This window comes from Roseovarius aestuariivivens, assembly GCF_004761875.1.
In the GTDB taxonomy this organism is placed as follows: domain Bacteria; phylum Pseudomonadota; class Alphaproteobacteria; order Rhodobacterales; family Rhodobacteraceae; genus Roseovarius; species Roseovarius aestuariivivens.
In genome coordinates this window covers 246,152-272,615 of sequence record NZ_SJEY01000005.1, presented here as the reverse complement: position 1 = coordinate 272,615, position 26,464 = coordinate 246,152, and the positions used below count along the sequence as shown (strand labels likewise).

The following is a 26,464-nucleotide window of genomic DNA, read 5'->3' as shown; positions in this document are numbered from 1 at the left end:
CAGAAAACGGGCTCCGGTGCGCCGGGGCCCGTCTCTGTTCATAGGGTGCCGGGGCTTATTGCGGGATTTCGCCCGTTAGCCCCTCGACGTAGAAATTCATGCCCAGCAGCGTGCCGTCATCGGCCGTCTCGCCCTCGGCCAGCCAGTCCGAGCCGTCCTGTTTTTTGAGCGGGCCGGTGAACGGATGGTAGTCGCCTGCCGCGATGGCCTCTTTCATCGCCAGCGCCTCGGCCTTGACGTCCGCCGGCACGGCGTCGGTGATCTCGCCGATTTCGACCATGCCCGGACCGATCCCGTCCCATGTCTGCCGGCTTTCCCAGTTGCCGTCGATGACCGCCTGCGTGCGGTCGATATAATATGGTGCCCAGTTGTCGATGATCGAACTTACGCGGGGCAGGGGGGCGTATTCGGCCATGTCAGAGGCCTGACCGAAGGTGATCACACCCTCGGCCTTCTCCGCCGCCGATTGCGGCGCGGTCGAGTCGGTGTGCTGCAGGATCACGTCGGCGCCTTGCTCGATCAGGGCCGTGGCCGCGTCGGCCTCTTTCGCCGGGTCGAACCAAGTGTAGACCCAGATGATCTTGAACTCGATGTCTGGGTTGACCTTGCGGGCGTGAATGTAAGCCGCGTTGATCCCGCGGATCACTTCGGGAATGGGGTAGGAGGCGATGTAGCCGATGACGTTCGACTTGGTCATCTTGCCCGCGATATGGCCCTGGATCGCGCGGCCCTCGTAGAAGCGTGCGGAATAAGTCGAGACGTTGGGCGCGGTCTTGTAGCCGGTCGCGTGCTCGAACTTCACGTCTGGGAACTTGCCGGCCACGTTCAGCGTCGGATCCATGAAGCCGAAGGATGTGGTGAAGATGAGATCCGCGCCCTGCAGCGCCATCTGCGTGATCGCACGCTCGGCGTCGGTGCCTTCGGGCACGCTTTCCTGATAGACGGTTTCGACCGCGTCGCCGAAATGTTCTTCCACCGCAAGCCTGCCCTGATCGTGTTCGTAGGTCCAGCCGCCGTCGCCGACGGGCCCGACATAGATAAAGCCGACCTTGGTCTTCTCCTGCGCCACGGCGGCGGAGGCGAGGCCGAGCGCCAGGGCGGCGCTTGTGAGGATGCGGGGGACGGACATTCGGGTACTCCCTGTTGAATAACGAAACGCCCCTATTGGGACGCATGAAAGATGCGGCCCAGAGAGCCGGGCGCGCGGGATTTGTCGAACGACATGATGACGAGCACGACGATGGTGATCAAGTAGGGCGACATGGAGAGGTATTCGACCTGAAACGGCACGTAAACGCCTTGTCTCCAATAAGAAAAGGCCGCGCCGGCGAAGGCTGTCACGCCAAGGATGACCCGGGTGCGCCCTGAAATTTCCTGCCGCTGCCAGAGCACGTAGCCCAAATATGCGGCACATGCCGCCAGGGTGATCCAGCCCAGAGAGGCCACGGGAAACTGTGCCCCGGCGGCCTGAAGGTTGAGCTGCAGCACGCTGACCCCGCCGAAAAGCCAGGCCCCAAGCAGAACGCGCCCCGCTTTCCAGCTGGCGAAGACCACCAGCGCCAGTGCGATCCAGCCTGCGCCTGCGGTCATGCCCTCGGTCCACTGCGGGACGCGCGCGAGGCTGATATAGGCCCCACCCAGCCCCGCGCAGGCGCCGCCAAAGACGATCGCGAGCACGCGCACGCGCACAACCTTGTAGCCGAGCGCATGCGCGGCGTCGTGGCTTTCGCCCACGGCGCGCAGGATCAGGCCCGCGCGGCTGAATCTCAGGAAGCCCCAGACCGCCGCGACCAGGCCGAGGGCGACATAGACCATCAGGTCATGCGAAAAAAGCACGCGCCCCAAAACGGGCAGGTCCGTGAGCGGCCCGAAGTCGAGCGCCGCCGTCGGCGGTGGCTTGACGCCGACATAGCCCTGACCCAGCAGTGCGCTGAGCCCCAGCCCGAAGAGCGTCAGCGCGAGGCCCGAGGCGACCTGATTTGCCAGGGCGAATTGCGTGAGCAGGGCAAAGAGCAAGGAGAGCGCGGCGCCGCCCGCGGCGGCGGCGGCAAACCCCAGAAGGGGGGACCCGGTGTTGACCGCGATGGCGAACCCGCAGATCGCGCCGGTGATCATCATGCCCTCGACCCCGAGGTTGAGAACGCCCGCGCGCTCGACCACCAGTTCGCCCAAAGCGGCCAGAAGAATAGGCGTGGAGGCCACGATGACCGACGCCATGAGTACGACGGGATCGATCGACGACAGGTCCATCAGGCGGCCTCCGTCCGGGACAGGCGCAGGCGGAAATTGCTGAGCACATCGACCGCAAGCAGGAAGAAGAGCAGCATACCCTGGAAGACCTGGATCGCCGCCGCGGGCAGTTGCAGGGATGATTCCGCCGCCTCACCGCCGATATAAGTGAGCGCCATCAGCAAACCGGCCAGCTGGATCCCCAAAGGGTGCAGCCGGCCGAGAAAGGCCACGATGATCGCGGTGAAGCCGTAGCCCACGTTGAATTCGATGCTGATCTGTCCGGCGGGGCCCGCGACCTCGAACATGCCCGCCAGACCGGCGAGCGCACCGGAGAGCCCGAGGCAGATGAAGACGAGGCGCTCGGTGTTGACCCCGGCAAAGCGCGCGGCGCGTGGCGCCTGCCCGGTCAGCTTGATCTGGTAGCCGAGCACGTGGCGTGCCAAGAGGATATAGGCGAATATGACCGCAATGAACGCGGCCAGGACGCCCCAGTGAATGCCCGTATTGGCGATTATCTCGGCGTTATGGGCGGGGGCGTATTGCTGCAGGTTGCGAGAACCCGGAAAGCCCCGGCCTTCGGGGTTGCGCAGAAGCCCAAGGGCCATCTTAGCCAGGAGCTGTTCTGCGACGTAGACCAGCATGAGCGAGACGAGGATCTCGTTCGTGCCGAACCGCGCGCGCAGCACCGCCGGGATCATCGCCCAGAGAAAGCCGCCAAGGGCGCCTGCGAGGATCATCAGCGGAAAGATGAACCACGCGTCGAGCGGGTAGAAGGCGAGCCCGGCCCCGGCGCCGGTTATGGCGCCGACGATATACTGCCCCTCCGCCCCGATATTCCAGATGCCCGCGCGAAAGCCTAGGCTGAGCCCGATGGCGATGAGGATCAGGGGGGCCGCCTTCACCAGAAGCTGGGGGCGGTAATAGAACGCAAACTCTCCGAATAAAGGATCCCAGAAGATTGTGCGGATCGTGTCGACGGGGTTCTTGCCAAGGGCCGCGAAAAGCGCGCCGCCCGCGATCATGGTGATCAGCACGGCGAGCGGCGGGGCAAGCCACGTCCAGCGCGCCGAGGGCTGGGGGCGGTGTTCAAGCCGGAGCATGCGCGACCTCCATGCCGTGCGCGCCGCCCATCATCAGCCCGATATCTTCCACCGACAGATCGCCCGTCGTCCGCGCCTTTGACAGACGTCCCTCGTTCAGCACGGCGAAGCGGTCGGAGATCTCCATGAGTTCATCAAGATCCTGGCTGATGCAGACCACCGCCGCGCCGCTGGCGGTGAGATCGAGAAGCGCCTGTCGGATCGACGCGGCGGCGGCGGCGTCGACACCCCAGGTGGGCTGATTGACGACCAGAACCTCGGGGCGTTGCAGCATTTCGCGGCCGATGACGAATTTCTGAAGGTTGCCCCCGGAAAGCGCGCGCGCGGCGGTGTCCGGCCCGGGGGTGCGGACATCGAAGGTCGAAATGATCTTTTCCGCAAAGCCGCGTGCGGCACGCCAGCCGATAAAGCCACGGCGCGCCAGGCCTTCGCGGTCCTTAGCCGTCAGAAACGCGTTTTCGGTCAGCGACATGTCCGGGGCCGCCGCATGGCCGAGACGTTGCTCGGGGGCGGAGAGAAGCCTACGCCTGCGCCTGGCCTCGGGCCCGAGCCGGCCGATCGGCTGGCCGAAAAGCCGGATCGCGTCGGCGCGGCTGCGCATCTCGCCGGAGAGGGCCGCGAGAAGCTCGTCCTGTCCGTTGCCCGCCACGCCGCCGATGCCGAGGATCTCTCCCTGCCGGACGGTCAGCGCCACATGTTTCAGAGCGGTTCCGAAGGCCGAGGCCGGGGGCAGGGAAAGATCGCTGATCTCCAGCGCGATCTCACCGGTCGCGCGGCGTGCCCGGGCCGGCGTTTTGAAAGAGCCGCCGACCATCATCTCGGCCATCTCACGCGCGGTGGTGTCCGCAGGGAGGCAACTGGCGACCTTGCGGCCCTGTCGCAGAATCGTGGCGCGGTTGCAAAGCGCGCGGATCTCTTCGAGCTTGTGGGAAATGTACAGAATGGACACCCCGTCCGCGGCCAGTTTGGACAAAGTGGCGAACAGGATCCGAACCTCCTGCGGCGTCAGCACCGAAGTGGGCTCGTCCATGATGAGCAGGCGGGGGTCTTGCAGCAGGCAGCGCACGATCTCGACCCGCTGGCGTTCCCCGGCCGAAAGATCGCCCACCCGTCGTGCGGGATCGAGCGGCAGACCGTACTGATCGGAGACCTCCCGAATGCGGGTGGCGAGATCGCGCAGGCGCGGTGGGTCCTCCATGCCGAGCGCGATGTTTTCCGCCACAGTCATGGCGTCGAAAAGCGAGAAGTGCTGGAACACCATGGCCGCGCCAGAAGCCCGCGCGGCGCGCGGCTCGGTCGGTACGAAGGGTGCGCCATCTAAAGTCATGGCGCCGCTGTCTGGTTTCACAAGCCCGTAGATCATCTTGACCAGCGTGGATTTGCCCGCGCCGTTTTCGCCCAGAAGCGCGTGCACCTCGCCTTTGGCCACGTCGAAGGATACGTCATCATTGGCCGTGACGCCCGGATAGGCCTTGGTGAGACCGCGAATACTCAGCAATGTGGTCGACACTCGCTCTTCTGCCCCCCCCGGTCCTTGCCGTGCCCCTGTCCTATCGCAGGCATTGGGCGAACGGCAATGGCGGACGTGAGGGCCGGCGCGCATGACAGCCGCGCGTGCCGCGTATTTGGGCAATGACACCTCTGGCGGTCTAGCCGGGTCTGACCTACGATATCTGGTATGAGCAGCGATCCCCGATTCATCCATCTTCGCGTCCATACCGAATATTCGCTTCTGGAAGGCGCGGTGCGGCTTAAGAAGCTGTCCGATCTTTGCCGCAAGGCGGGGATGCCGGCGGTGGCGGTGACCGACACCAACAACATGTTCTGTGCGCTGGAATTTTCCGTCACCGCCTCGGGCACGGGCATTCAGCCGATCATGGGCTGCCAGATGGATCTGGAATACCTGCCGTCCGAGCCAGGCAAGCGCGCCAAGCCGCCCGCGCCGCTGGTGCTTCTGGCGCAGAGCGAAGCGGGCTACGAGAACCTGATGAAGCTGAACTCCGCGCTTTACCTGCGCGGGGATGGCAAACTGCCCCATCTGAAGCTGGCGGATCTGGAGGCGCATTCAGGCTCGGTCATCTGCCTGACCGGCGGGCCGGACGGTCCGGTGGGTCGGCTTTTGCAGAACGGGCAGCGCCCGGCGGCGGAAGACCTGATGGCGCGGCTCAAGGCCAGTTTCGGCGACCGGCTTTATGTCGAGCTGCAGCGCCATCCGGGCGAGGACGGCACGCCAGAGGCGGAGCGGCTGACCGAGCGCGGTTTCGTCGAGATGGCCTATGCCATGGACCTGCCGCTTGTCGCCACGAATGACGTCTACTTCCCGGATCCGGAGATGTACGAGGCGCATGACGCGATGATCTGCGTGGCCGAGGGCGCGTATGTCGACCAGTCCGATCCGCGCCGCCGCCTGACCGCGCAGCATTATTTCAAGACGCCCGCCGAGATGGCCACGCTTTTCGCCGACCTGCCAGAGGCGCTGGAAAGCACCGTCGAGATCGCGCAGCGCTGTGCCTTCGGGGCCTATCGGCGCGACCCGATCCTGCCGCGGTTCGCCGATGACGAGGTGGACGAGCTGCGCCGGCAGGCCAAGGAGGGGCTTAAGGCCCGGCTGGAGGTGATCCCGCATGCGGTCTCGGTCGAGGAATATGAGGCGCGTCTGGAGTTCGAGCTGGAGATCATCGAGGGGATGGGCTTTCCGGGCTATTTCCTGATCGTGGCGGACTTCATCAAATGGGCCAAGGATCAGGACATTCCGGTGGGGCCGGGGCGCGGCTCGGGCGCGGGTAGCCTCGTGGCCTATGCGCTGACGATCACGGACCTTGATCCGCTGCGCTATAGCTTGCTTTTCGAGCGGTTTCTCAATCCCGAACGGGTGAGCATGCCCGATTTCGACATCGACTTCTGCATGGATCGCCGGGAGGAGGTGATCCAATATGTGCAGCGCAAATACGGCCGCGACCGGGTGGGACAGATCATCACCTTCGGCGCGCTTTTGTCCAAGGCCGCCGTGCGCGACATCGGGCGGGTCTTGCAGATGCCCTATGGACAGGTGGATCGCCTGTCGAAGATGATTCCGGTCGAGGGGGTGAAGCCCGTCAGCATCGAGAAGGCGCTGGCGCAGGAGGAACGGCTGCGCGACGAGGCCAAGCGTGAGGAGGTGGTGGACAGGCTTCTGAACTACGGGATGAAGGTCGAGGGGCTCTTGCGCAACGCCTCGACCCACGCCGCTGGCGTGGTGATCGGGGACCGACCGCTAGATGAGCTGGTGCCGCTTTACCAGGATCCGCGCTCGGACATGCCGGCGACGCAGTTCAACATGAAATGGGTCGAACAGGCCGGTCTGGTAAAGTTCGACTTTCTGGGCCTCAAGACGCTGACGGTCATCCAGAACGCGATTGAGCAGATCCATGCGTCAGGGCGCGATCTGCATACGGCGGCGGATGGAAGTACCATCTACGAGCCGTTCGAGGGGGCGGAGAACGATATCGGCCAAATCCCGCTAGATGACGCAAAGACCTATGAGCTTTACGCGCGGGCCAAAACGGTGGCGGTGTTCCAGGTGGAAAGCTCGGGCATGATGGATGCCCTGAAGCAGATGAAGCCCACCTGCATCGAGGACATCGTGGCGCTTGTGGCGCTTTACCGGCCCGGCCCGATGGAGAATATCCCGAAATATTGCCAGGTGAAGAACGGGCTGAGCGAGCGCGATCACCTGCACCCGTCGGTCGATCATATCCTCGACGAAACCCAAGGCATCATCGTCTACCAGGAGCAGGTGATGCAGATCGCGCAGGAAATGGCGGGCTACAGCCTTGGCGGTGCGGACCTGTTGCGCCGCGCGATGGGCAAGAAGATCCAGGAGGCAATGGACGCCGAGCGGCCCAAGTTCATCGCGGGCGCCAAGGAGAACGGCGTCGACGACGCCAAGGCGCTGGAGGTCTGGAACCTTCTCGACAAGTTCGCGAATTACGGCTTCAACAAGTCCCACGCGGCGGCCTATGCGGTGGTGAGCTATCAGACAGCGTGGCTCAAGGCCAATCACCCGGTGGAATTCATGGCGGGTGTCATGAATTGCGATATTCACCTGACGGATAAGCTGGGCGTCTATTTCGAGGAGGTGCGCAAAGCGCTGGAGCTGCCATGGGCCGGGCCCTGCGTGAACCGGTCGGACGCGACCTTCGTCGTGCGGGAGGGCGTGCTGCATTACGCGCTGGGCGCGTTGAAGAACGTCGGCGTCGAGGCGATGCGGCTGATCGTCGGGGCGCGGGGCGAGAAGCCGTTCGTGACACTTTACGATTTTGCGCGGCGGGTGGATCTGAAGGCGATCGGCAAACGCCCCTTGGAGATGCTGGCGCGGGCGGGTGCGTTCGACGAGCTGGACCGCAACCGCCGGCGGGTGTTTGACAGTATCGAGGCGCTGATGCGCTATTCGGCGGCGATCTTCGAGCAGAAGACCTCGAACCAGGTGTCGCTCTTCGGGGAAGCGGGAGAGGATCTGCCGGAGCCGCGTCTGAGCCCGGTCGAGGACTGGCTGCCTGCCGAACGGTTGACCGAGGAATTCGCGGCCGTGGGCTTTTACCTCTCGGGTCATCCGCTGGACGATTATATGGCCGCGCTCAGGCGCAAGGACGTCAGGACGCTGGATGAGGTGACCGAAATGGCCGGCCGGGCCGGGGGCGTGGTGGCCAAGATGGCGGGCGTCGTCGCAGGCCGGCAGGAACGCAAATCGGCGCGCGGCAACCGCTTTGCTTTCGTGCAGCTGAGCGACGTGACCGGCGGCTACGAGGTGACGGTCTTTTCCGACGTGCTCGACACCGCGCGCGATCTGCTGGAGACCGGCGGTCAGGTCGTGCTTGCGGTTGAGGCGACGATGGAGAGCGATCAGCTCAAGCTTTTGGCGCGGTCGTTTCAGCCCGCCGACGCTGTGGTGGCCGACGCCGGTGCGAGCGGGCTGCGCATTTTCGTGGAAAGCGCCGACGCGATCCCTTCGGTCGCCAATGTTCTGACCGGTGCCGAAACCACCGTGTCACGCGGCGGACGGGGACCGATCCATTTTTGCCTGATGGACCAGGCGCTGCCCGGTGAGGTCGAGATCGCTGCAGGTCGGGATTTTCCCGTCACGCCGCAGATCCGGGGCGCAATCAAGAGCCTTGCCGGGGTCGTCACGGTCGAAGATATCTGAGCGCTGCGCCCGGCACTGGCCCGTCGGGGGGATCTGGGGTATGACAAGAAGCCTTGGGAGAGGAGAGCGTGTGCGAGCCGTCGCCGTCATTTGCATAGCGTCCCTGTGGGTGGCCGGATGTGGCAGCCCGCAGCCCGAGATCGGGCGGCTGTCCGAGCAGGACCTGCCCGAGGATGCCGCCCTGCTTGAGGCGCGGCCCAGCCCGGAGGAGATGGAGCGCGGGGTTCTGGCGCGCATCTTCGGGGGCGGCAGCACCGGCCCGGCGCCTTCGTCCACGCCAAACCTGAAAGACAGAGACAGCGCTGAGGCCGGCGCGCCAGAGATCACCACGGCGGAAGCCAAGCCGGTGCGGCGGCGTGCGGGCGGCCTTTTCGGGTTATTCGGAGGCGGAGTGCAGAAATCCACCGACACAGACACACGCACCGCCGCCTTGGCCCCGTCCGGCGACGCGCCCGCGCCAGAACCCCGCGGCGGCGGTGGGTTTCTGGGCCTCGGGGGCGGCGCGGCCGCCGGGACGAGCGAGATCGCGTTCGGCATGCAACTACCCTATGGCCGCGTCGCGGTGATCTGCGGGGTGCCCACGCGACAGATGGGCAAAAAGATCGCGAGCTTTCCCGAGCGGCGCGCGCAATTCGCGCTTTACGACACCGACCCAGGCAACACCGGGGCGCACACGTTTTACCTGACCGGGTTCGACGACGGTTGCGCCCGTCAGTTCACCGCGTCGCTTGCGGTGTTCGGCTCGGTCTCGATGCACGAACAATTGCGCTACGGACTTCCGGCCGAGGTGCAGCCCTATAGCCATACCGACGAGGCCTACGAGACGCTGAAGGCGCGGGTGTGCCGGGTGTCCAAGCGCAAGCCCTGCGGGGCGCGCATCGGACGCCTGGAACGCGACACGGTGTTTCTGAGCATCTACGAGCGGTTCGGCAACAACGCGCGCTGGAAGAACCTTTTGCTGCACGATGGCGAGGTTCTGGCCCAAGATCTCAAGAGCAGTTGATCCGGGTCGGAGTCTGTCGGGTGCGGTAACACCGGCAAAAGCCCCGCCATGTCAGTAATGTGGCGGGGGCCGGTCGCCCATCACGAACTGATCGGCCCGCGATTCCCGTTCGGCCTCGCGCTCCATCAGGAGCTGGACGCGCCGGTTCAGCATCGTCAGCATCGTTTCCTGGCGGGCGACGACATCGGAAAGGTCTTCTACCGTGCGGGTCAGATGCGAAATTTTCTCTTCGAGCTGCTGCATGGCGGGGATATTTCTGTAAAACGTGAATTGCGTCAATGTTTTCCGAGCGATGTTCGCGTGAGAGGCGAGTGGACGCCGCTGCTTGCCCAGACCGGGGCCATGGGCTAGACCGCGCGGCGACTGTCCCTGCCAAGGAAGCCTGAAATGGCCAAGACGAAAAAACAGCCCCGTCCCAAGGCGCAGACACCCAAAGGGTTCCGCGATTATTTCGGCACGGAAGTGACCGAACGCGCTGAAATGCTGTCAACGATCGCGGGGGTCTATCATCGTTACGGGTTCGATGCGCTGGAATCGAGCGCGGTGGAGACGGTTGAGGCGCTGGGCAAGTTTCTGCCCGATGTGGACCGCCCCAACGAGGGGGTTTTTGCCTGGCAGGAGACCGACGACGAGGGCAAGGGCGGCGATTGGCTGGCGCTGCGCTATGATCTGACGGCGCCGCTGGCGCGGGTTTATGCGCAGCACCGCAACGATTTGCCGACGCCCTACCGCCGCTATGCGATGGGGCCCGTCTGGCGGAATGAGAAGCCCGGGCCGGGACGGTTTCGGCAGTTTTATCAATGCGATGCGGATACGGTGGGCAGCGCCAGCATGGCGGCGGATGCCGAGATCTGCGCGATGCTGGCCGACACGCTGGAAGCGGTTGGGATTGCGCGTGGCGATTACGTGGTCCGCGTGAACAACCGAAAGGTTCTGAATGGAGTGCTGGAGGCTGCAGCACCACTAACAGAGTTTCCAGAGGGCGACGATCTTCGGCAAAGCGTTAAAGCGGCGTGGGATCAAGTTACGCGGGACGCCGTGCTGCGAACCATCGACAAGTTCGACAAGGTGGGCGAGGATGGCGTCCGGGAACTGCTTGGCAAGGGGCGGCTGGATGCCTCGGGGGCTTACATCGACGGGGTCGGGCTGACCGATGGGCAGGCAGAGCCCGTGTTGGCGTTTCTGACTTCGAAGGCCGACGATGCCGCTGATACGCTGGCAAATCTGCGCGCCGCCGTGGGCGAGAGCGCGACGGGCTTAGAGGGCGTGGCGGAGCTTGAACAAATCGCCGGTCTGTTAGCCGCGCAAGGCTATGGCCCCGACCGCATCGTTATCGATCCCAGCGTGGTTCGTGGGCTTGGATACTACACCGGGCCTGTCTTTGAGGCAGAACTGACCTTTGAAATCCTCGACGAGAAGGGCCGCAAGCGGCAGTTCGGCAGTGTGGCCGGGGGCGGGCGTTACGACGATCTCGTCAAACGCTTCACCGGGCAGGCGGTGCCGGCGACGGGCGTGTCCATCGGGGTGGACCGTCTTCTGGCCGCGCTGCGTGAGAAGGGGCGGATCGGCGGGACGGTGGAAGGTCCCGTGGTGGTGACCGTCATGGATCGTGACCGCATGGCCGAGTATCAGGCGATGGTCGGAGAGCTGCGGCAGGCAGGCATCCGCGCCGAGGTCTATCTCGGCAACCCCAAGAATTTCGGCAACCAGATGAAATATGCCGACCGGCGGGGCAGCCCAGTGGCGGTGATCGCGGGCAGCGAGGAGTTCGCCGCCGGCAAGGTGCAGCTCAAGGACCTGATCCTGGGGGCGAAGATTGCCGAGAACGCGACATTGGAGGAATGGAAGGAACGCCCGAGCCAGTTCGAGGTGGACCGCGCCGATCTGGTGACGGAAGTACGCAAGATCCTGGACGGGCAGGGCGGATGACAGACCGCGCCGCGATCCGGGCCGAGGCGGAGCGGCTGCTGGGCCTCTTCCAGGAGGCTGGCGCGGTGCCGGTGGACACGCGCGTGCTGCAGCCGGCCGAGGTTCTGCTGGATCTTTACGGCGAGGATATCCGCGCGCGGGCCTATATCACTTCGGACGCGCTGCGCGGAGAGCAGATGCTGCGCCCGGATTTCACCGTGCCGGTGGTGCAGATGCATATGGCGCACGGTGCGGAACCGGCCTGTTACACCTATGCCGGAGAAGTGTTCCGGCGGCAGGAGGACGACCCTGACCGCGCCAACGAGTATTTCCAGGCGGGATTCGAGATCTTCGATCGCGCAGCGCCCGAAGCGGCGGATGCGCGCGTCTTTTCCGTGATTTACGGGATGCTGCAACCCTGCGGGCTTCACGCCGCGACAGGCGATATCGGCATCCTTATGGCCGCCGTGGAGGGCCTGCGCACGACCGAGCGGCGCAAGCGGGCGCTCCGGCGGCACATCTGGCGACCGAAACGGTTTCACGATCTGCTGGAGCGGTTTTCCGGGGCCAAGCCCATGCCCGAAAGCCGCGCCGCGCTGCTGACGCAAGCGGACCCGCTGGACGGCGCCGCGCCGCAGATCGGGTTGCGCAGCCGCGCCGAGATCGAGGCGCGGATCGCGGCGCTGCACGAGGATGCGGCGGCACCGCCCATCTCGAGCGAAGAGGTGGCGCTTCTGGATGCTGTGACGGGGGTGCGCGACAGCGCCGATCGGGCCTTGCGGCACCTGCAGGGGATAGCCGCCGACATGCCGTCGATCGCCGCGGCGGTCGCGCGTCTGGACCGCCGGCTTGCGGCGCTGGAAGCCGCCGGGATCGCGACGGGCGGGCTTGATTTCGAGGGCAGCTATGGCCGCACCCAAATGGAGTATTACGACGGGTTCGTCTTCGGTTTTTACGCCGAGGGCCGGGCAGACATGCCGCCGGTGGCCACCGGCGGGCGCTATGACGCCCTGACCCGGCAGTTGGGCGCGGGGCGCGAGATCCCGGCCGTGGGCGGGGTTATTCGCCCCGGGCTGCTGGTCGAGCTGGGAGGCGGGGCATGAGCGTGCGGATCGGCGTGCCGTCCAAGGGCCGGCTGATGGAAAAGACGTTTGACTGGTTCGCAGGCCGTGGCATCACGCTTGGCCGGGCCGGATCGGACCGGGAGTATGCGGGATTTGTGGAAGGGATCGACAATGTCGAGCTGATCCTGCTTTCGGCCTCGGAAATTCCGCGCGAGATGGCCGCCGGGCGCATTCATCTGGGCGTAACCGGCACCGATCTTGTGCGCGAAAAGCTGAGCGGCTGGCAGAGCGTGGTCGAGACCGTCGAGGTGTTGGGGTTCGGTCATGCCGATCTTGTGCTGGCGGTGCCGGCCTGCTGGGTCGACGTCAACACGCTGGATGATCTCGACGGGGCGGCGGCGGCGTTCCGTCAGGCGCACGGGTTCCGGATGCGGATCGCCACGAAATATCACCGCTTGACTCGCGATTTCCTGCGCGACAACGGCGTGGCGGATTACCAGCTGGTCGACAGTCAGGGGGCGACGGAAGGCACGGTCAAGAACGAGACCGCCGAGGCCATCGCCGATATCACCAGTACGGGCAACACGCTTCGGGCCAATCACCTCAAGACACTCGACGATGGGCTGATCCTGCAAAGTCAGGCGACGCTCTTCCGCGCGCACCGGGCGGCGTGCGACGCGCAGGAGGCCGCGACGCTGGAGGCGCTTCTGGCGCGGCTTCGGACAGGTTGAACGCGGGCAGGGCGGGCGCGTCCAACTGTTGTCTTTGCGCGCGGTATCCTATCTTTGAGGCGTAGATACGCAACGCAACGACAGCCGCCCAAGGAACGGCGGCGGGAAGGGACAGATATGGCGAAGACAGTGATCATCGAAGAAACCGGCGGGCCGGAGGCGCTCAAGCTGGTGGACCGCGAGGTGGGCGAGCCCGGACCGGGCGAAATCCGCATCCGCCACAAGGCCTGCGGGCTGAACTTCATCGATGTCTACCAGCGCACCGGGCTTTACCCGCTGGAGCTGCCGCACGCACTGGGCATGGAGGCTGCGGGCATCGTCGAGGCGGTCGGCGAGGGTGTGAGCCATCTCAAGGAAGGCGACCGCGCGGCCTATGCGGCAGTGCCGCCGGGTGCCTATTGCGAGGCGCGGGTGATGCCGGCGGCGCAGGTCTGTCCGCTACCCGACGGAGTGTCCTTCGAGGACGCGGCCTCGATCATGTTGCAGGGCCTCACGGTGGAATATCTGTTCCATCGCGTCTGGCCGCTGGAGAAAGGGGCCGAAGTGCTGTTTCACGCCGCTGCCGGGGGCGTGGGCCTGATCGCGTGCCAATGGGCCAAGTCGGAGGGCATCCGCCTGATCGGAACGGCAGGCACCGACGAAAAGTGCAAGCTGGCGCTGGAAAAGGGCGCGGCGGAGTGCATCAACTATCGCGAGAAGGATTTCGTGCCCGAGGTCAAGGCGCTGACCGGCGACAAGGGCGTGGACGTGGTGATGGACGGGGTCGGCAAGGACACGTTCGACAAGTCGCTCGATTGTCTGAAGCCGCTTGGCATGATGATGTCCTTTGGCAACGCGTCGGGCCCGGTGGAGCCTGTCAGCCTTCTGACGCTGGCGCAGAAGGGGTCGTTGAAGCTGACGCGCACGACGCTTTTCACCTTCTTGGCCGATCACGACCGCTGTCAGGAAATGGCGAAACACCTGTTCGAAAAGCTGGAAAGCGGCGCGGTGACGGCCAATATCGGACAGCGCTTTCCGCTGGAGGAGATCACAGAGGCGCACCGGCAGCTCGAGGCGCGCAAAACCACGGGATCCACGATACTGACGCTTTGAGCATTCGTTCTGCGCCCCTCGATTAGGGGGGCGCATACGTGCCGATCTCAGTACCCGGGAGCCTAGGGTATGGCGGCGCCCAAGGCCGGAAACCGATCCTCGAGAAAAAATGTCCAGACCGCCACGATAAATAGTAGCTGCAACAGCGTGGCCAGAACGGCCCGGACCCGCCCAAACCGATGCACATGGGCCACGATGGGTGTCGCCCACCAGAGTGCACAGGCGGTCACCACGACGAAAACTCCCGCGAAGAGGCCCAAGCGCCATACGGGGTCAAGAGCCATTTGCCAGCCGCCGCTGAGGACCCAGTCGCCGAGTTGCAGAAAGGGCCAGGCGGCGGTCATGAAAAAGCCTGTCGAGAAGCAGGCAACCGCGCTGGCACGGGACCCCAGAAGCCGTCCCGCAACCCAGAGCGACGCGCCGACCGAGGCGAAGCCCAGGAAGGTCGTGATTGCGTCGATTACCAAGCGCGCGGCGTCGGGGAGTTGCGGCGCTGTCCCAGCGAATTGCGGCGGTAACGCGATGGCGAGACATACCAGATAGACGAAGGCCGCAAGGCCAAGCGAATAGGTAAGCGCATCCCCCGAGGTCAGATCGACTTGCGCCAACTCCTTTACCGGTTGCCGGATCAGCCCCAACCAGACCCGGAACTGATGCCGCAGAAAGCGCCCGATTTCCGTGGCGTATTGCTTAACGATGCCGGCGATATCCATGCAATCGAAGGTCCGATGAGGGCCGGGCTATTGCAGCGTGCGCTGGGGACCCGCGGTTTGCCCGTCGCGCACGACAATCCCGAAACCGCGCCGCAGCGTGAAGCGGGTCGCGCGTGCCGGGCCGGTCGAAACCAGAACCTGTCCGTTCGTTACGTTCATCGCAAAACTTTCGTCGGAAATCACAACGCGGAAGGCACTGGCGGGGTCGACCGTTGTCTGGTGCGTGGGATTATCGAAGCAGACGTCCGCAATACCCGCATAGGTGAAGGTTCCGTTCCATAGCCGCACCACAAGCTCGCCGGCTACGCACCCGGCCTGTGAAACAAACAGCAATTTTGGATCGCTGTTCGGGGCCATGGTCAGCGTGCTTTGTTCGTCGAATTTGATGTCCGCAAAACCGGACGACCCGGTGCGGATCTTGTCGTTGACGAAAAGGGGCCGCGTGCCGCTCACGCGGCGGTCATTGATATAGACATCGCCCGACTTGACGACGACTTCGGCGACCGGGCGGGGGCCAGTGGGCTGTGTAGGCGGCTCGGTTCCGCTGGATCCCGGAACCTCGACACATGCCGCCAGCATCATGACCAGAACGCCGAAGAGTGTTTTGATAACGTTACGCTGCAATCGCATATTGCCCTCCTCCAAAAATTTTGGTGCGAGAGCCACGCCCGGTCCAGCTTCAACAACGCCGGTTTGACCGCCCGCGAAGATAATATTTACAAGATAACACCCGTGATGGTGGTTGGATAGCCACACCGTTTTGCGGCGACCGTGGCCACAGTTGGTGTGCCGGAGCATCCGCGATCGGCTAAAAGCGGACCGTCGCCATGATCGGTGACGGCACGTCTCCGCCCCTTTTACCGTAAGCTACTGCTGTAAAAGTTAAAGCGCCTTTCAGTTGAAGCCTTGACGAGGGTCAAAGCCGCGCCGGTTCGGATCGGGTAGGACTTGGAGGTCGTGGCCGCAATCCCGAAAGAGGCCGGACAGCTTTTTGCGCAAGGGGAGGGACGCATAATGCGAAGGAAGGTCGGGAAACTATTGGTTGCAATCGGGCTGATCGTTACGATGTCATATGGGGCCGCGGACGCGCAGAGCAGAAGCTTCACGATGCCCATGACAGAAGACGTCGCCGTGTTTCAATGGACGTTCAAGCCATCCGGCGAAATGTTGATCGCCGTGATAATCGCGCCGGTGAACGGGCGCATTGCCGTTTGTGGATTGTGGACCATCACCCAGCGGCTGTCCGCCGAAGCCCGGCGTGACCAGTTGCCGAGGCATGCGCGCGGGAAGTCATCGCTTTATCTAGGCAACAGAAAAATCATGGACGGGCTGCGCCACATCAAACAGGTGTCCGTTGATGATTTTGTCGTTGGAACCTTGGCGCCATGTGTCTTGACGAAACACGCCTGGCACAGCTCCTACGCCAACCTGAAGCTTGAAATTCGAGCGCCGAGTTTCCAGGCCTTCTAAGGTGTCAGGCGCTAAGTGTTGCCGAAGGGGTATCGCGTAGTTGCAGCGCCGTGCGTGGGAGACGCCGTCGCCGGCTTTCGGTGATGCGATGACCTTCGACCCGAGAGTATGGGCCAATCGTCGCAGCACTTTAGGGTTTTGGTTTGCATAAAGCCCTTCGTTTTCCGGTCTGGGGGTGTCTGTGATTGCGCTGTCAGTCTTTGATGGCGCACTTGCTCTTGAGCTTCGGCTCCTGCAAGCTTTGCACTCCACGTAAAGACCGTTTGGCTCGCTGGAGATGCTGGTACACAGGCCGGCCCGGTCCGATGCTATGGGAGGGGTGTCATGACATCCAAGATCGCAGGTCCGACACCACCGGAAAATCTGACGCCGCAGCATAAGGCCGCGCCCGAGGTCAACACGGTGACCGCGGCCGATATCACCGCCTCATTGAAGGCCGGCTTTTCCGATTTCCTGGCGCGTCCTGTGATGAGCGGCTTCTTCGGTCTTTTCTATGCGGCTTTCGGCATTCTGTTTGTCTGGTGTCTCGTCTGGCTCGGCAAGATCTGGATGGTCATTCCCGCCGCGATCGCCTTTCCCCTGATTGCGCCATTCGCCGCCGCCGGGCTTTACGAAATGTCCCGCCGGTTGCAGACGGGCGAAAGTTTTGGCTGGTCCGACATCCTCACCGTGATGGCCAATCAACGAAAGCGCGAACTGGGCTGGATGGCCTTTGTGACCCTGTTCATCCTATGGGTCTGGTTCTACCAGTTCCGCACCGTGCTGGTGATCGTTTTGCAGGATTCCGCCTTTTCGGATCTGGAAGGGTTCGTGCGCACCGTCTTTTTCACTTCGGAAGGCTGGATATTTCTGGCCATAGGCATCTGCGTGGGGGCGTTTCTGTCGGCTGTTTTGTTCTCTGTGACCGTCGTCGCCATGCCCATGCTGTTGGAGTGGGACATTGATTTCATCACCGCTATGCTGACGTCCATACGCGTTGTGACGGAAAACCCGGTGGTCATGCTCGGCTGGGCGGCGATCATCACTGTCACGATGCTGGTGTCACTGTTGCCGGCGTTTCTGGGCCTGATCTTTACCCTGCCGATCCTTGGTCATACCACCTGGCATCTCTACAAGCGGGCCGTGCGACCCGCGGACGTGTGAGCCGGGTAACACAGGTTCAGGATCTGCCACGTGACAGGACCGCTTTTTACGGGAGGTCCTTGGAGGTTCGGAAAGTGGCGGACCGAGGAGGATTCGAACCCCCGACCCCCTGATTCGTAGTCAGGTACTCTATCCAGCTGAGCTATCGGTCCGTCAGGTGCGAGATACCCGCCAACGCGCGGCATTGCAAGAGGGCGTCACGGCGCCGCGCGCTGCAGCATGCCGAAAAGATCGCGCGGATCGTCGGGATCTGCGAGAAGATCGACATCTTCGAAACAGCCCGTCTCTCGGACATGGTCGCGCACGTAGCGCAGGGCGCTGAAATCCTCGATGGCGAAACCGACGCTGTCGAAGAGCGTGATCTGGTCGGCGTGCCGGCGGCCTGGCGCGGTGCCTTCGATCACCTGCCAGAGCTCGGTCACCGGGTGGTCGGGGCCCAGTTGCTGAATCTCGCCCTCAATGCGGGTCTGTTCGGGATATTCCACAAAAATGTCCGACCGGTGCAGGATGGCGGGCGCCAGTTCGGTCTTGCCCGGACAGTCGCCGCCGATGGCGTTGATATGCACGCCGGGTCCGACCATGTTGTCGGAAAGGATCGTGGCGTATTGCTTGTCCGCGGTGCAGGTAGTGATGATTTGCGCGCCTTCCATGCTGTCCTCGGCGCTGTCGCAGATGGTCACGTTCAGGCCATGCCCGCGCAGGTTCTTGGCGGCTTTCTCGCTGGCGGCGCGGTCGATGTCGTACAGGCGCACGGATTTAAGGCCGACGACCGCCTTCATAGCGAGCGATTGGAACTCGGACTGCGCGCCGTTGCCGATCATCGCCATCGTGTGCGCGCCCTTCGGCGCGAGATATTTCGCCGCAAGTGCCGACATGGCCGCCGTGCGCATCGCCGTGAGCACGGTCATCTCAGTCAAGAGCACCGGATAGCCCGTCTCGACATTGGCCAGAAGGCCGAAGGCGGTGACCGTTTGAAGACCGGACTTCGTATTGCCGGGGTGGCCGTTGACGTATTTGAAACCGTAGGACACGCCGTCGGAGGTGGGCATCAACTCGATCACTCCGATCTCGGAGTGGCTTGCCACGCGGGGCGTTTTGTCGAATTGGGGCCAGCGGCGGAAGTCGGCCTCGATATAGTCGGCCAGATCGATCAGCATCCTTTCGATCCCCACATGGTGGATGAAGCGCATCATGTTGCCGACGCTGACGAAGGGCACGAGGGCCTTTTGCGAGGGGGGCAGGACGGTCATGCGGGGCTCCTTTCCCGGTTGAAGGCCTGCGTGGGCCGGTCGAACACGCGGCGGCCGAGGGCAGAGGCGGCAAGATCGACCATCACCTGCGCCGTGCGCCCGCGATCGTCGAGAAACGGATTGAGTTCCACCAGATCGAGTGAGGTCAAAAGCCCGCTGTCGGAGATCATCTCCATCACCAGATGCGCTTCGCGCATGGTGGCGCCGCCGGGCACGGTGGTGCCGACGGCGGGGGCAAAGCCGGGGTCGAGAAAGTCGACATCGAGCGAAACATGCAAAAGGCCGTTTTCATGCGCGACCTCATTCAGAAAATCGGCGAGCGGCCGGGCAATGCCGTGCTCATCGATATGTCGCATGTCGTGGTAGCGCGCGGGCGTCTGCTGCAGGCGTTCGCGTTCTTCGGCGTCAACCGAGCGCAGGCCGAGGAAGCAGATCTGCTCCATCGGGATAGGATGGGACACCGGCGGAAACCCGTCAAAGCCCTTCTGGCCCGTGACATAGGCCAGCGGTGTGCCGTGCAGGTTGCCGGAGGCGGTGGTCTGCGGCGTGTGAAAATCGGTGTGGGCGTCGAGCCAGAGAACGTATTGCTTGCGCTCGGTGCGGGCGGCATGGCGCGCAACGCCCAGCACACTGCCCAGAGAAAGGGCGTGGTCGCCGCCAAGAAAAATCGGCAGCCCTTCGGGCATCGCCTCTTCTGCGGCGCGCGCGATGCTGCGCGTCCAGCCAATGCAGGTTTCGGGCTGGTGGATGTGGCCGGGTAGGCCGTGGGTGTCCGCGGCATCGGGGGTCAGATTTCCCCGGTCGGTGACCGCGTGGCCGAGATCGCCGAGCGCCTCGAGCAGGCCGGCGACGCGCAGCGCATCCGGGCCCATAAGGCAGCCCGTGCGGGCCTTTCCGCTGTCCACGGGTGCGCCGATCAGAATGCAGGTGCGAGGGGTCATGGCGAACGCCTTTCTAGTGTTATATGGTAGATGGCTGCGAAATGGTTTGCTTTAAAGGTGATATTTTGCTCAATTCGAACCTATAGAAGACAAAGTGAAGCCAAAAGCGTGCAAAATGGATGATGTGGGTCGAAACTTGATCTCAGCCTTGCGACATGACGCCCGCGCGTCGCTGTCGGATCTGGCGCTTACCCTTGGCGTGTCGCGCACAACCGTGAAGGCGCGGATCGACCGGTTGCGTCAGACCGGCGAGATCGTGGGTTTTTCGGTCGTGCTGCGAGAGGACACGCTGCGCGACCCGGTGCGCGGGCTGATGATGCTGGGGATCGAGGGGCGCGGCACCGACCGGATCGTGCGGCAACTGACCGGGTTGAGCGCGGTGCGCGCGGTGCATTCCACAAATGGCCGGTGGGACCTGATCGTGGAGATCGGCACCGACACGCTGGAGGCCTGCGATGCGGTTCTGGCACAGATCCGGCGGTTCGACGGGGTGGCGACCTCGGAAACCAGCCTGCTCTTGCGCACGCGCAAACAGGGCTGAGCCGGGTTAGCGGGCGCGGATCGCCATTAGCCAGAGCCCCGCAAGGCCAAGCGACACGAGCATGTTCCAACCTGCCATGGAGAGGCCGAAAAGCTCCCACGGGATCTCGTCACAGCGCACAAGCGGGGCCGACATGATCTGCGCCATCAGCTCGTCTGTCGAAAGCCCGCCGACCGGGCCCGAGGTGCAGGTGCTGGGGCCTTCCCACCATCCTTGTTCGACGCCTGCGTGATACCCGCCGACCCCTGCGGTGGTAAGCGCGGCCAGCATCCCCAAGGCGGGCAGCAGCGCGCCGCCAAAGAGCCACGCCAGACTGCCAAGGCCGATCGCCGCCACATGCGGATAGCGCTGCCAGATGCACAGTTTGCAGGGCGCAAGATCACCCAGGTACTGAAAGCCGAGCGCGGCCAGCATCAGCGCCGCCGAACCGCCTGCAGCGAGAAGGATATAAAGCCGTGCCTGTGTCATAGATGCCTGACGAGATAGAATCCGCCGAAGAGAAGCGCAACGAACAGGATCGTGACCAGTCCGAGCCGGCGTTCGATGAAATCGCGCACCGGCGCGCCGAATTTCCACAAGAGCGCAGCCACAAGGAAAAACCGCAGGCCGCGCGCGAGGATCGAGGTGACGATGAACGTGCCAAGGGGCAGGGCGGTCCAGCCCGACATGATCGTGATGACCTTGTAGGGGAAGGGGGTGACGCCCGCCGTCAGCACCGCCCAGAAGCCCAGGTCATTGAACCGGGTCGAGAACTCGGCCATCGCGTCGGCCTTGCCCAACGACATCAGGATGGGTTGGCCGATCTGCTCGAACGCCAGCGCCCCGATGGCGTAGCCCAAGAGCCCGCCCAGCACCGAGGCGACCAGCGCCACCGAGGCGATGAGCCAGGCGCGCGACGGGCGAGCGAGGATCATCGGGATCATCATTACGTCGGGCGGGATCGGGAAAACCGAGCTTTCCACGAAAGACACCAGCGCCAGCCACCACAGCGCGTGGCGATGCGCGGCAAGCGCGAGCATTCGGTCGTAAAGGCGTCTGAGCAAGGTCGGGCTCCGGCTGGGGCTGGGATTGCTCTGAGCACGCGCGGGCCGGGCGGTCAAGATGCGGTGGAGGGGAAATCTGCGCGGCGGGGCCTTTCCGGGACTGGACGCGGACGCGGCGGTTGGGTAGAGCTTGGCCAGTGCCCAAGTGGCGGAATGGTAGACGCAGGGGATTCAAAATCCCCCGCCTTTGCGGGCGTGCCGGTTCGAGTCCGGCCTTGGGTACCAATTCTCCGTGAATGACCACAGTCGACCGCTGCGCGAGACCGTGGGCCCCCGGGCAGGCGGTCACGCATTGGTGAAAAAGTTTCGCTAGGCCCCGAAGGGCCGTCCGTGGGAAGCTCCTTCGAAAGGATTGTGACGGAGGATTTCATGAAAAGAGTTGCAATGGCGCTGGCCCTGGCCGGTGCACCGCTGGCGGCATCGGCGGCAGAGGGCGCGCGCGTCGAGGTGCGCGGCGAGATCATCGATACGTGGTGTTACTATTCCGGCGTCATGGGCGGGCCGGAGGCCGTGGTGGGCAGCGCGCACCACACTTGTGCACTTTGGTGTTCCGCAGGCGGGATCCCGGTGGGCCTGCTGGCCGAGGACGGCACCGTTTACATGGTGCTCAAGCTGGGCGGGCAGGGGACCACGGGCAATCCAACCCAGATGCGGCTGGCCAGTCACGAGGTGACGGCGGACGGCATTTTGTATGAACGGGACGGGCTCAAGTACCTGATCGTCGAGGAGGTCGTGACCGATCACGGCATCACCAATCCCAACCACGAGGATTTCGGGCCCGTACCGGGCTTCGCCATCCCCGAGCCGCAGGAGTGAACGCGATGAAAGTTTTCATGATGGGTGCGGCGCTCTGTCTGGCCATGCCAGCGGTGGCGCAGGATTTCTCGGCCGGATCCGAAGCAAATAGCTGGGGGTTGGCCGGCGAGGTGCCGGCGCGATTCGACGCGACGGTGGTGGATATCCTCTGCGAGTTGTCGGGCGATTGCCCAGAGGTCTGCGGCGGTGGCGCGCGGCAGCTTGGGCTGGTGCGCAGCGCCGATGACGTTCTGGTCTTCCCCAACAAGAACGGCCAACCGCTTTTCACCGGGGCGGTGCAGGAGCTTCTGCCCTATTGCGGACAGGAGGTGGAGGTCGACGGGCTGATGATCGTCGACGAGGCCTTGGGTGCGCAGAACATTTATCAGCTGCAGACGATCCGCGCCAAAGGCGAGAGCGAGTGGGTGAAGGCCAACCGCTGGACACAAGTCTGGGCCGAGGAGAACCCGGAGGCGGCAGGCGAGGGCGAGTGGTTCCGGCGCGACCCGCAGGTGAATGCGCTGATTGAGAAGGAGGGTTATCTGGGTCTTGGACTTGAAGTGGACGAAGCCTTTATCGCGGATTGGTTCTGATGCGAGTTCTCACGGCGCTGGCGGCAGTCTGTCTGGGCGGTGCCGCGCTGGCCGAAGGCGCGCTGCCCTTTGACGTGGGCGGTGCGTTCCGGCTGGTGGATCAGACCGGGGCGGAACGGACGGAAGAGGATCCGGGAGGGCGGCATCAGCTCTTGTTCTTCGGCTATGCCAACTGTCCGGGGATTTGCAGCGCCGCGTTGCCGATGATGGATCAGGTGTCACGGGAGGTGGACGTGGTGCCGGTGATGATCACCATCGATAATGCGCTCGACACCGTGGAGACGATGGGGCCGGCCCTTGCCAAGGTCTCGGACCGGATCTTGGGGCTGACGGGGGATCGCGCCGCGTTGGATGTGGCCTATGACGCGTTCCGGATCGAGTTCGAGAAGGTCATGGACGACCCCGAGCACGGCCCGATCTATGCGCATGGGAGTTTTATCTACCTTCTGTCGCCGAAGGGCGAGGTGCTGACCCTGCTGCCGCCAGTTCTGCCGCCTGCCGAGGTGGCGCGGATCGTGAAAAGGTATTTAGACAAAGGATAGGTCTGGTCGCCTCAATCTCGATACCGCTATGCCTTCTGGCCTAAGCTGATCAGCTTCCAAGCTTTTATTCCTGAATGGACTCCAGATAGTAGGTCACGGAAAGAGCCCGGCCTGCTGCAGCATCGATGGAGTCGGATTTACTCAGACCGCGATCCTGAAGCGCGTCGGCCATGAAATAATCTCCCCAGACAGGCATCTCCAGAGGGCCGTGCCCTGCCACTTTTTGACCGGAAATGATGATCTGGTAGGCCTTCGGAAAAGGAAACTTTCCGTCGTTGCGCGCGGACATTTTGGTTAAGTCCGGCGGCGTCACTGCGAAGAGTTCCCCGATGTCACCGCCACCCTTGCCGTCTACCCCATGGCAATTGGTGCAGAGATCTTTGTAAACTCCCTTGCCGAGGATTAGCACGGACTCGTCCGCTTGGCCTGAATTTGCGATACAAAGCGCTGCCAAGGCGTGTGAAATCAGTTTCAGTTTCATCTTTTTCCTCCCGGTTTCCGTGACCTGATACTTCCTTTAACCCGTTGAAATCTTAATCCGGCCAGCCTTGCAGGTTTGGCCCGCCGCCGCCTTGATCTATGTCAGAGCCTGCCGAGTGAAGACGTTGGCGGAAAAGCTATGAGCGCAGCAATGAAAGCGGTCTGATAAGGGTCGCGTTGGCCCAAGACTCCGCTTGCACCGCGCATCCCCCATCCCTAGAACGGCGCAGTGATTTTGACCGTCGCGGACGCCTCCGCGGCCAAATGCAAGGAAAGGACGACTATGCAGGTCACGGAGACCCTCAACGAGGGACTGAAGCGCGAGTACAAGCTGATGCTCACCGCGCAAGAGCTGGATGACAAGGTTATCGCCAAGCTGAAAGAAGCGCAGCCCGAGATCGAGATGAAGGGCTTTCGCAAAGGAAAGGTGCCGCTGCCGCTATTGAAAAAGCAGTTCGGCCAGCGCGTGCTGGGCGAGGCCATGCAGGAAGCCGTGGATGGCGCGATGTCCAAGCATTTCGAGGACAAGGGCGAGCGCCCCGCCGCCGAGCCGTCGGTCAAGATGACCAACGACGACTGGAAAGAGGGTGACGACGTCGAGATCGAGATGTCTTACGAGGCGCTGCCCGACATCCCCGAATTGGACCTCAGCCAGATCAAGGTCGAGCGCATGGTCGTGAAGGCCGGCGAGACCGAGGTCAACGAGGCGCTGGAAAATCTCGCGTCTTCCGCGCAGGATTTCGAGGACCGCAAGAAGGGCACCAAGGCCAAGGACGGCGACCAGATCGTGTTCGACTTCGTGGGCCGTGTCGACGGCGAGGAATTCGAAGGTGGGGCGGCGGAGGATTATCCGCTGGTTCTCGGCTCCAACAGCTTCATCCCCGGTTTCGAGGAGCAGCTGGTGGGCGTGAAGGCCGAAGAAGAGAAGGTTGTAACCGTCAGCTTCCCCGAAGATTACCAGGCGCCGCATCTGGCGGGCAAAGAGGCCGAGTTCACCTGCACCATCAAGGCGGTGAAGAAGCCCGTGCCGGCGGAGATCAATGACGCGCTGGCGGAGAAATACGGTGCGGAAAGCCTCGATGCGCTGAAGGAACAGATCGGCGAGCGGCTTGAGGCCGAGTATGCGGGCGCGTCGCGTGCTGTGCTCAAGCGCCGGATGCTCGATCAACTTGACGGGATGGTGAGCTTCGAGCTGCCACCTTCGATGGTCGAGGCCGAGGCCAAGCAGATCGCACATCAGCTTTGGCACGAGGACAACCCGGACGTGCAAGGCCACGATCACCCGGAAATCGAACCGACCGACGAGCACCAGAAACTGGCCGAACGCCGCGTGCGCTTGGGTCTTTTGCTGGCCGAGCTGGGCCAGAAAGCCGAGGTCGAGGTGACCGATGCCGAGATGACCCAAGCGGTCATGGAGCAGGCGCGGCAATACCCGGGCCAGGAACGTCAGTTCTTTGAATTCGTGCAGCAGAACCCGCAGATGCGCCAGCAACTGCGCGCGCCGATCTTCGAGGACAAAGTGATCGACCACATCGCGGAGCAGGCAGAGGTGACCGACAAAGAGGTCTCGAAGGCCGATCTGGAGAAAGAGGTCGAAGCGCTGGAGGACTGATCCTGGAACCGCTCAAGATTAAAAAAGGGCCGCCTTGAAAAAGGCGGCCCTTGCCGTTTCTCGCCTGCCGGCCCGTTTGTTCAGGGAAGACCGGCGCTGGGGAGCGGGGCGAGTCGCGGGCTTACCAAAGGCGTCACGCGTCGAAGCTGCGCGCGGGGCTATGCAGGCCCGACAGCGCCTTTTGCAGCGCGATTGCCGCATTGCGTTCGCGCAGGCTGTTGGCGCTGGCAATCTGCTGGTGGCAGTATTCACGCAGATACGCGTCGCCGGGCAGACCAATCGGCGGGGCGATGACATTTGCCACCTCTTCCTCGATGGCGAATATGTCGCCATCGATCCCGGCAAAGGCACGCACGCGGTCGATCCTTTCTTGCGAGGTATCGATCAATGCGGCGAGCGCCCGGACCTTGCCCATGTCGGCGGTGCGGCCCACGTAGTCATAGGGCGCATTGTCCGAGCGGTGCAGGATACGGTCCATCACCGGGTCGATCACCGTGATGATGTCGGAAATGCCGGCGGCCTGAGCGTATTCCAGGATTCCGCACATCAATTCGGTGGTGGTGCGCGCCACGGTGTGCCGCCCCCGTCCGCCGGCGAGCGCCTCGCGGTCGACGCAAAACCGGGTGGATTCCCACATTGTCGCGCTGCGCAACGGCGGTTCGCCGTCGAGGATAGCCTGAAACACGTCCGACAGCATGTGCGGACCCGTGGTCTGCAAAAGGCGTGCGCAGCCGATGACCTGGTAGTCGTCGTCGAGCGCGAGCACGTAGGCCGGGTCAAGCTCGTCGAACAAGTCGGATTCACGGCCGTCTTTCACGGTCACGTCCCAGCCCATGCGGTCACGGAATACCCGTGCACGCAGCTGGAACATCTGGTCGAGCAAGGGCTCGAACCGGTGCCTGTTCAAGGCGTCTACTATCAGTATCATGGTGAGTTCCTTCCCCAATCTTCACTGGAGACAGGCTACCAAGATCCTAAATTTAGGATAATTAGGGAAATCCCGTAGATGGGGCGGGTAAACCGCTAAAG

26 protein-coding genes and 2 tRNA genes are annotated in these 26,464 nt (G+C 63.6%); 14 read left to right on the top strand and 14 right to left on the bottom strand.

Annotated elements, in window-relative coordinates:
• Nucleotides 1–55: 55 nt before the first annotated feature.
• From EZV60_RS10500 to EZV60_RS10485, 4 genes are read right to left on the bottom strand one after another with little or no spacing between them, the layout of a single operon-like run.
• Complete coding sequence (locus EZV60_RS10500; protein ID WP_135505196.1) at nt 56–1,129, bottom strand: BMP family ABC transporter substrate-binding protein; 1,074 nt, start codon at nt 1,127–1,129, stop codon at nt 56–58.
• A gap of 32 nt (nt 1,130–1,161) precedes the next feature.
• Nucleotides 1,162–2,250 carry an ABC transporter permease gene (locus EZV60_RS10495; RefSeq protein ID WP_135505194.1) on the bottom strand — a complete coding sequence of 363 codons (1,089 nt, stop codon included), beginning with the start codon at nt 2,248–2,250 and terminating at the stop codon, nt 1,162–1,164.
• Entirely contained in the window at nt 2,250–3,332 is a 1,083-nt protein-coding gene (locus EZV60_RS10490) for an ABC transporter permease (RefSeq protein ID WP_135505192.1), read from the bottom strand. Before EZV60_RS10490 ends, EZV60_RS10495 begins: the two co-directional genes overlap by 1 nt.
• Nucleotides 3,319–4,842 carry an ABC transporter ATP-binding protein gene (locus EZV60_RS10485; RefSeq protein ID WP_135505190.1) on the bottom strand — a complete coding sequence of 508 codons (1,524 nt, stop codon included), beginning with the start codon at nt 4,840–4,842 and terminating at the stop codon, nt 3,319–3,321. The genes EZV60_RS10490 and EZV60_RS10485 overlap by 14 nt, the downstream gene beginning before the upstream one ends.
• A 168-nt stretch (nt 4,843–5,010) precedes the next feature.
• Between EZV60_RS10485 and dnaE the strand changes: the two genes are divergently transcribed.
• The gene (gene dnaE / locus EZV60_RS10480) at nt 5,011–8,514 is read left to right on the top strand and encodes a DNA polymerase III subunit alpha (protein ID WP_135505188.1); all 3,504 of its coding nucleotides are present in this window, start codon (nt 5,011–5,013) and stop codon (nt 8,512–8,514) included.
• Between the two features lie 40 nt (nt 8,515–8,554).
• The gene (locus tag EZV60_RS10475; RefSeq protein WP_135505186.1) at nt 8,555–9,517 is read left to right on the top strand and encodes a hypothetical protein; all 963 of its coding nucleotides are present in this window, start codon (nt 8,555–8,557) and stop codon (nt 9,515–9,517) included.
• A gap of 51 nt (nt 9,518–9,568) precedes the next feature.
• On the opposite strand, the gene EZV60_RS10470 is transcribed toward EZV60_RS10475, so the two are convergent.
• Nucleotides 9,569–9,760, bottom strand: a complete 192-nt coding sequence (locus EZV60_RS10470; RefSeq protein ID WP_135505184.1) for a SlyX family protein — start codon at nt 9,758–9,760, stop codon at nt 9,569–9,571.
• Nucleotides 9,761–9,904: 144 nt separating this feature from the next.
• Between EZV60_RS10470 and hisS the strand changes: the two genes are divergently transcribed.
• The 4 genes from hisS to EZV60_RS10450 all read left to right on the top strand — a co-directional run bounded on the left by hisS (nt 9,905) and on the right by EZV60_RS10450 (nt 14,312).
• A complete protein-coding gene (gene hisS, locus EZV60_RS10465) occupies nt 9,905–11,446 on the top strand; it encodes a histidine--tRNA ligase (RefSeq protein ID WP_135505182.1) in 1,542 nt (513 codons plus the stop codon).
• The gene (locus tag EZV60_RS10460; RefSeq protein WP_135505180.1) at nt 11,443–12,528 is read left to right on the top strand and encodes an ATP phosphoribosyltransferase regulatory subunit; all 1,086 of its coding nucleotides are present in this window, start codon (nt 11,443–11,445) and stop codon (nt 12,526–12,528) included. Before hisS ends, EZV60_RS10460 begins: the two co-directional genes overlap by 4 nt.
• On the top strand, nt 12,525–13,220 hold the full coding sequence (gene hisG / locus EZV60_RS10455; RefSeq protein ID WP_135505178.1) for an ATP phosphoribosyltransferase: 696 nt from the start codon (nt 12,525–12,527) through the stop codon (nt 13,218–13,220). The genes EZV60_RS10460 and hisG overlap by 4 nt, the downstream gene beginning before the upstream one ends.
• 117 nt (nt 13,221–13,337) lie before the next feature.
• Nucleotides 13,338–14,312 (top strand): quinone oxidoreductase family protein, encoded by a 975-nt coding sequence (locus tag EZV60_RS10450; protein ID WP_135505176.1) that lies wholly within the window; start codon nt 13,338–13,340, stop codon nt 14,310–14,312.
• 62 nt (nt 14,313–14,374) lie between these two features.
• On the opposite strand, the gene EZV60_RS10445 is transcribed toward EZV60_RS10450, so the two are convergent.
• Nucleotides 14,375–15,025 carry a hypothetical protein gene (locus EZV60_RS10445; RefSeq protein WP_135505174.1) on the bottom strand — a complete coding sequence of 217 codons (651 nt, stop codon included), beginning with the start codon at nt 15,023–15,025 and terminating at the stop codon, nt 14,375–14,377.
• Nucleotides 15,026–15,052: 27 nt separating this feature from the next.
• Nucleotides 15,053–15,823 carry a FecR family protein gene (locus EZV60_RS10440; protein WP_135505172.1) on the bottom strand — a complete coding sequence of 257 codons (771 nt, stop codon included), beginning with the start codon at nt 15,821–15,823 and terminating at the stop codon, nt 15,053–15,055.
• Nucleotides 15,824–16,132: 309 nt separating this feature from the next.
• Here EZV60_RS10440 and EZV60_RS10435 point away from each other — a divergent pair, with 309 nt between their 5' ends.
• The gene (locus EZV60_RS10435) at nt 16,133–16,495 is read left to right on the top strand and encodes a hypothetical protein (protein ID WP_135505170.1); all 363 of its coding nucleotides are present in this window, start codon (nt 16,133–16,135) and stop codon (nt 16,493–16,495) included.
• Nucleotides 16,496–16,819: 324 nt separating this feature from the next.
• Nucleotides 16,820–17,638 carry a DUF2189 domain-containing protein gene (locus EZV60_RS10430; RefSeq protein ID WP_135505168.1) on the top strand — a complete coding sequence of 273 codons (819 nt, stop codon included), beginning with the start codon at nt 16,820–16,822 and terminating at the stop codon, nt 17,636–17,638.
• A 75-nt stretch (nt 17,639–17,713) separates the two neighbouring features.
• Here EZV60_RS10430 and EZV60_RS10425 read toward each other — a convergent pair.
• The 3 genes from EZV60_RS10425 to rocF all read right to left on the bottom strand — a co-directional run bounded on the left by EZV60_RS10425 (nt 17,714) and on the right by rocF (nt 19,829).
• A tRNA-Arg gene (locus EZV60_RS10425) sits at nt 17,714–17,790 on the bottom strand.
• Between the two features lie 45 nt (nt 17,791–17,835).
• Complete coding sequence (locus tag EZV60_RS10420) at nt 17,836–18,888, bottom strand: ornithine cyclodeaminase (protein WP_135505166.1); 1,053 nt, start codon at nt 18,886–18,888, stop codon at nt 17,836–17,838.
• Nucleotides 18,885–19,829, bottom strand: coding sequence for an arginase (rocF, locus tag EZV60_RS10415; RefSeq protein ID WP_135505164.1), 945 nt, complete (start codon nt 19,827–19,829; stop codon nt 18,885–18,887). Before rocF ends, EZV60_RS10420 begins: the two co-directional genes overlap by 4 nt.
• A 115-nt stretch (nt 19,830–19,944) precedes the next feature.
• Here rocF and EZV60_RS10410 point away from each other — a divergent pair, with 115 nt between their 5' ends.
• Nucleotides 19,945–20,370 (top strand): Lrp/AsnC family transcriptional regulator, encoded by a 426-nt coding sequence (locus EZV60_RS10410; protein ID WP_135505162.1) that lies wholly within the window; start codon nt 19,945–19,947, stop codon nt 20,368–20,370.
• A gap of 6 nt (nt 20,371–20,376) precedes the next feature.
• Here the strand turns inward: EZV60_RS10410 and EZV60_RS10405 are convergent, their stop codons facing one another.
• Nucleotides 20,377–20,838, bottom strand: a complete 462-nt coding sequence (locus tag EZV60_RS10405; protein ID WP_135505160.1) for a disulfide bond formation protein B — start codon at nt 20,836–20,838, stop codon at nt 20,377–20,379.
• Nucleotides 20,835–21,413 carry a YqaA family protein gene (locus EZV60_RS10400; protein ID WP_135505158.1) on the bottom strand — a complete coding sequence of 193 codons (579 nt, stop codon included), beginning with the start codon at nt 21,411–21,413 and terminating at the stop codon, nt 20,835–20,837. The genes EZV60_RS10405 and EZV60_RS10400 overlap by 4 nt, the downstream gene beginning before the upstream one ends.
• 139 nt (nt 21,414–21,552) lie before the next feature.
• On the opposite strand from EZV60_RS10400, the gene EZV60_RS10395 reads away from it, so the two are divergent.
• The 4 genes from EZV60_RS10395 to EZV60_RS10380 all read left to right on the top strand — a co-directional run bounded on the left by EZV60_RS10395 (nt 21,553) and on the right by EZV60_RS10380 (nt 23,343).
• A tRNA-Leu gene (locus EZV60_RS10395) sits at nt 21,553–21,638 on the top strand.
• A 144-nt stretch (nt 21,639–21,782) separates the two neighbouring features.
• Nucleotides 21,783–22,229 carry a hypothetical protein gene (locus tag EZV60_RS10390; RefSeq protein ID WP_135505156.1) on the top strand — a complete coding sequence of 149 codons (447 nt, stop codon included), beginning with the start codon at nt 21,783–21,785 and terminating at the stop codon, nt 22,227–22,229.
• Between the two features lie 5 nt (nt 22,230–22,234).
• Nucleotides 22,235–22,801 carry a hypothetical protein gene (locus EZV60_RS10385; protein WP_135505154.1) on the top strand — a complete coding sequence of 189 codons (567 nt, stop codon included), beginning with the start codon at nt 22,235–22,237 and terminating at the stop codon, nt 22,799–22,801.
• Nucleotides 22,801–23,343, top strand: a complete 543-nt coding sequence (locus tag EZV60_RS10380) for an SCO family protein (protein WP_135505152.1) — start codon at nt 22,801–22,803, stop codon at nt 23,341–23,343. The genes EZV60_RS10385 and EZV60_RS10380 overlap by 1 nt, the downstream gene beginning before the upstream one ends.
• A 64-nt stretch (nt 23,344–23,407) precedes the next feature.
• Here the strand turns inward: EZV60_RS10380 and EZV60_RS10375 are convergent, their stop codons facing one another.
• Nucleotides 23,408–23,824 (bottom strand): c-type cytochrome, encoded by a 417-nt coding sequence (locus EZV60_RS10375; RefSeq protein WP_135505150.1) that lies wholly within the window; start codon nt 23,822–23,824, stop codon nt 23,408–23,410.
• Nucleotides 23,825–24,106: 282 nt separating this feature from the next.
• Between EZV60_RS10375 and tig the strand changes: the two genes are divergently transcribed.
• On the top strand, nt 24,107–25,435 hold the full coding sequence (tig, locus tag EZV60_RS10370) for a trigger factor (protein ID WP_135505148.1): 1,329 nt from the start codon (nt 24,107–24,109) through the stop codon (nt 25,433–25,435).
• Nucleotides 25,436–25,568: 133 nt separating this feature from the next.
• Here tig and EZV60_RS10365 read toward each other — a convergent pair whose 3' ends face one another.
• The gene (locus EZV60_RS10365; RefSeq protein WP_135505146.1) at nt 25,569–26,363 is read right to left on the bottom strand and encodes an acyl-homoserine-lactone synthase; all 795 of its coding nucleotides are present in this window, start codon (nt 26,361–26,363) and stop codon (nt 25,569–25,571) included.
• Nucleotides 26,364–26,464 lie beyond the last annotated feature (101 nt).

Excerpts from the sequence above, each read along its gene's own strand:
- EZV60_RS10500 (WP_135505196.1), bottom strand. The coding sequence starts at position 1,129 with ATGTCCGTCCCCCGCATCCTCACAAGCGCCGCCCTGGCGCTCGGCCTC.
- EZV60_RS10495 (WP_135505194.1), bottom strand. The coding sequence starts at position 2,250 with ATGGACCTGTCGTCGATCGATCCCGTCGTACTCATGGCGTCGGTCATC.
- EZV60_RS10490 (WP_135505192.1), bottom strand. The coding sequence starts at position 3,332 with ATGCTCCGGCTTGAACACCGCCCCCAGCCCTCGGCGCGCTGGACGTGG.
- dnaE (WP_135505188.1), top strand. The coding sequence starts at position 5,011 with ATGAGCAGCGATCCCCGATTCATCCATCTTCGCGTCCATACCGAATAT.
- EZV60_RS10475 (WP_135505186.1), top strand. The coding sequence starts at position 8,555 with ATGACAAGAAGCCTTGGGAGAGGAGAGCGTGTGCGAGCCGTCGCCGTC.
- EZV60_RS10470 (WP_135505184.1), bottom strand. The coding sequence starts at position 9,760 with ATGCAGCAGCTCGAAGAGAAAATTTCGCATCTGACCCGCACGGTAGAA.
- hisS (WP_135505182.1), top strand. The coding sequence starts at position 9,905 with ATGGCCAAGACGAAAAAACAGCCCCGTCCCAAGGCGCAGACACCCAAA.
- EZV60_RS10460 (WP_135505180.1), top strand. The coding sequence starts at position 11,443 with ATGACAGACCGCGCCGCGATCCGGGCCGAGGCGGAGCGGCTGCTGGGC.
- hisG (WP_135505178.1), top strand. The coding sequence starts at position 12,525 with ATGAGCGTGCGGATCGGCGTGCCGTCCAAGGGCCGGCTGATGGAAAAG.
- EZV60_RS10450 (WP_135505176.1), top strand. The coding sequence starts at position 13,338 with ATGGCGAAGACAGTGATCATCGAAGAAACCGGCGGGCCGGAGGCGCTC.
- EZV60_RS10445 (WP_135505174.1), bottom strand. The coding sequence starts at position 15,025 with ATGGATATCGCCGGCATCGTTAAGCAATACGCCACGGAAATCGGGCGC.
- EZV60_RS10440 (WP_135505172.1), bottom strand. The coding sequence starts at position 15,823 with ATGCTCCGGCACACCAACTGTGGCCACGGTCGCCGCAAAACGGTGTGG.
- EZV60_RS10435 (WP_135505170.1), top strand. The coding sequence starts at position 16,133 with ATGCCCATGACAGAAGACGTCGCCGTGTTTCAATGGACGTTCAAGCCA.
- EZV60_RS10430 (WP_135505168.1), top strand. The coding sequence starts at position 16,820 with ATGACATCCAAGATCGCAGGTCCGACACCACCGGAAAATCTGACGCCG.
- EZV60_RS10420 (WP_135505166.1), bottom strand. The coding sequence starts at position 18,888 with ATGACCGTCCTGCCCCCCTCGCAAAAGGCCCTCGTGCCCTTCGTCAGC.
- rocF (WP_135505164.1), bottom strand. The coding sequence starts at position 19,829 with ATGACCCCTCGCACCTGCATTCTGATCGGCGCACCCGTGGACAGCGGA.
- EZV60_RS10410 (WP_135505162.1), top strand. The coding sequence starts at position 19,945 with ATGGATGATGTGGGTCGAAACTTGATCTCAGCCTTGCGACATGACGCC.
- EZV60_RS10405 (WP_135505160.1), bottom strand. The coding sequence starts at position 20,838 with ATGACACAGGCACGGCTTTATATCCTTCTCGCTGCAGGCGGTTCGGCG.
- EZV60_RS10390 (WP_135505156.1), top strand. The coding sequence starts at position 21,783 with ATGAAAAGAGTTGCAATGGCGCTGGCCCTGGCCGGTGCACCGCTGGCG.
- EZV60_RS10385 (WP_135505154.1), top strand. The coding sequence starts at position 22,235 with ATGAAAGTTTTCATGATGGGTGCGGCGCTCTGTCTGGCCATGCCAGCG.
- EZV60_RS10380 (WP_135505152.1), top strand. The coding sequence starts at position 22,801 with ATGCGAGTTCTCACGGCGCTGGCGGCAGTCTGTCTGGGCGGTGCCGCG.
- EZV60_RS10375 (WP_135505150.1), bottom strand. The coding sequence starts at position 23,824 with ATGAAACTGAAACTGATTTCACACGCCTTGGCAGCGCTTTGTATCGCA.
- tig (WP_135505148.1), top strand. The coding sequence starts at position 24,107 with ATGCAGGTCACGGAGACCCTCAACGAGGGACTGAAGCGCGAGTACAAG.
- EZV60_RS10365 (WP_135505146.1), bottom strand. The coding sequence starts at position 26,363 with ATGATACTGATAGTAGACGCCTTGAACAGGCACCGGTTCGAGCCCTTG.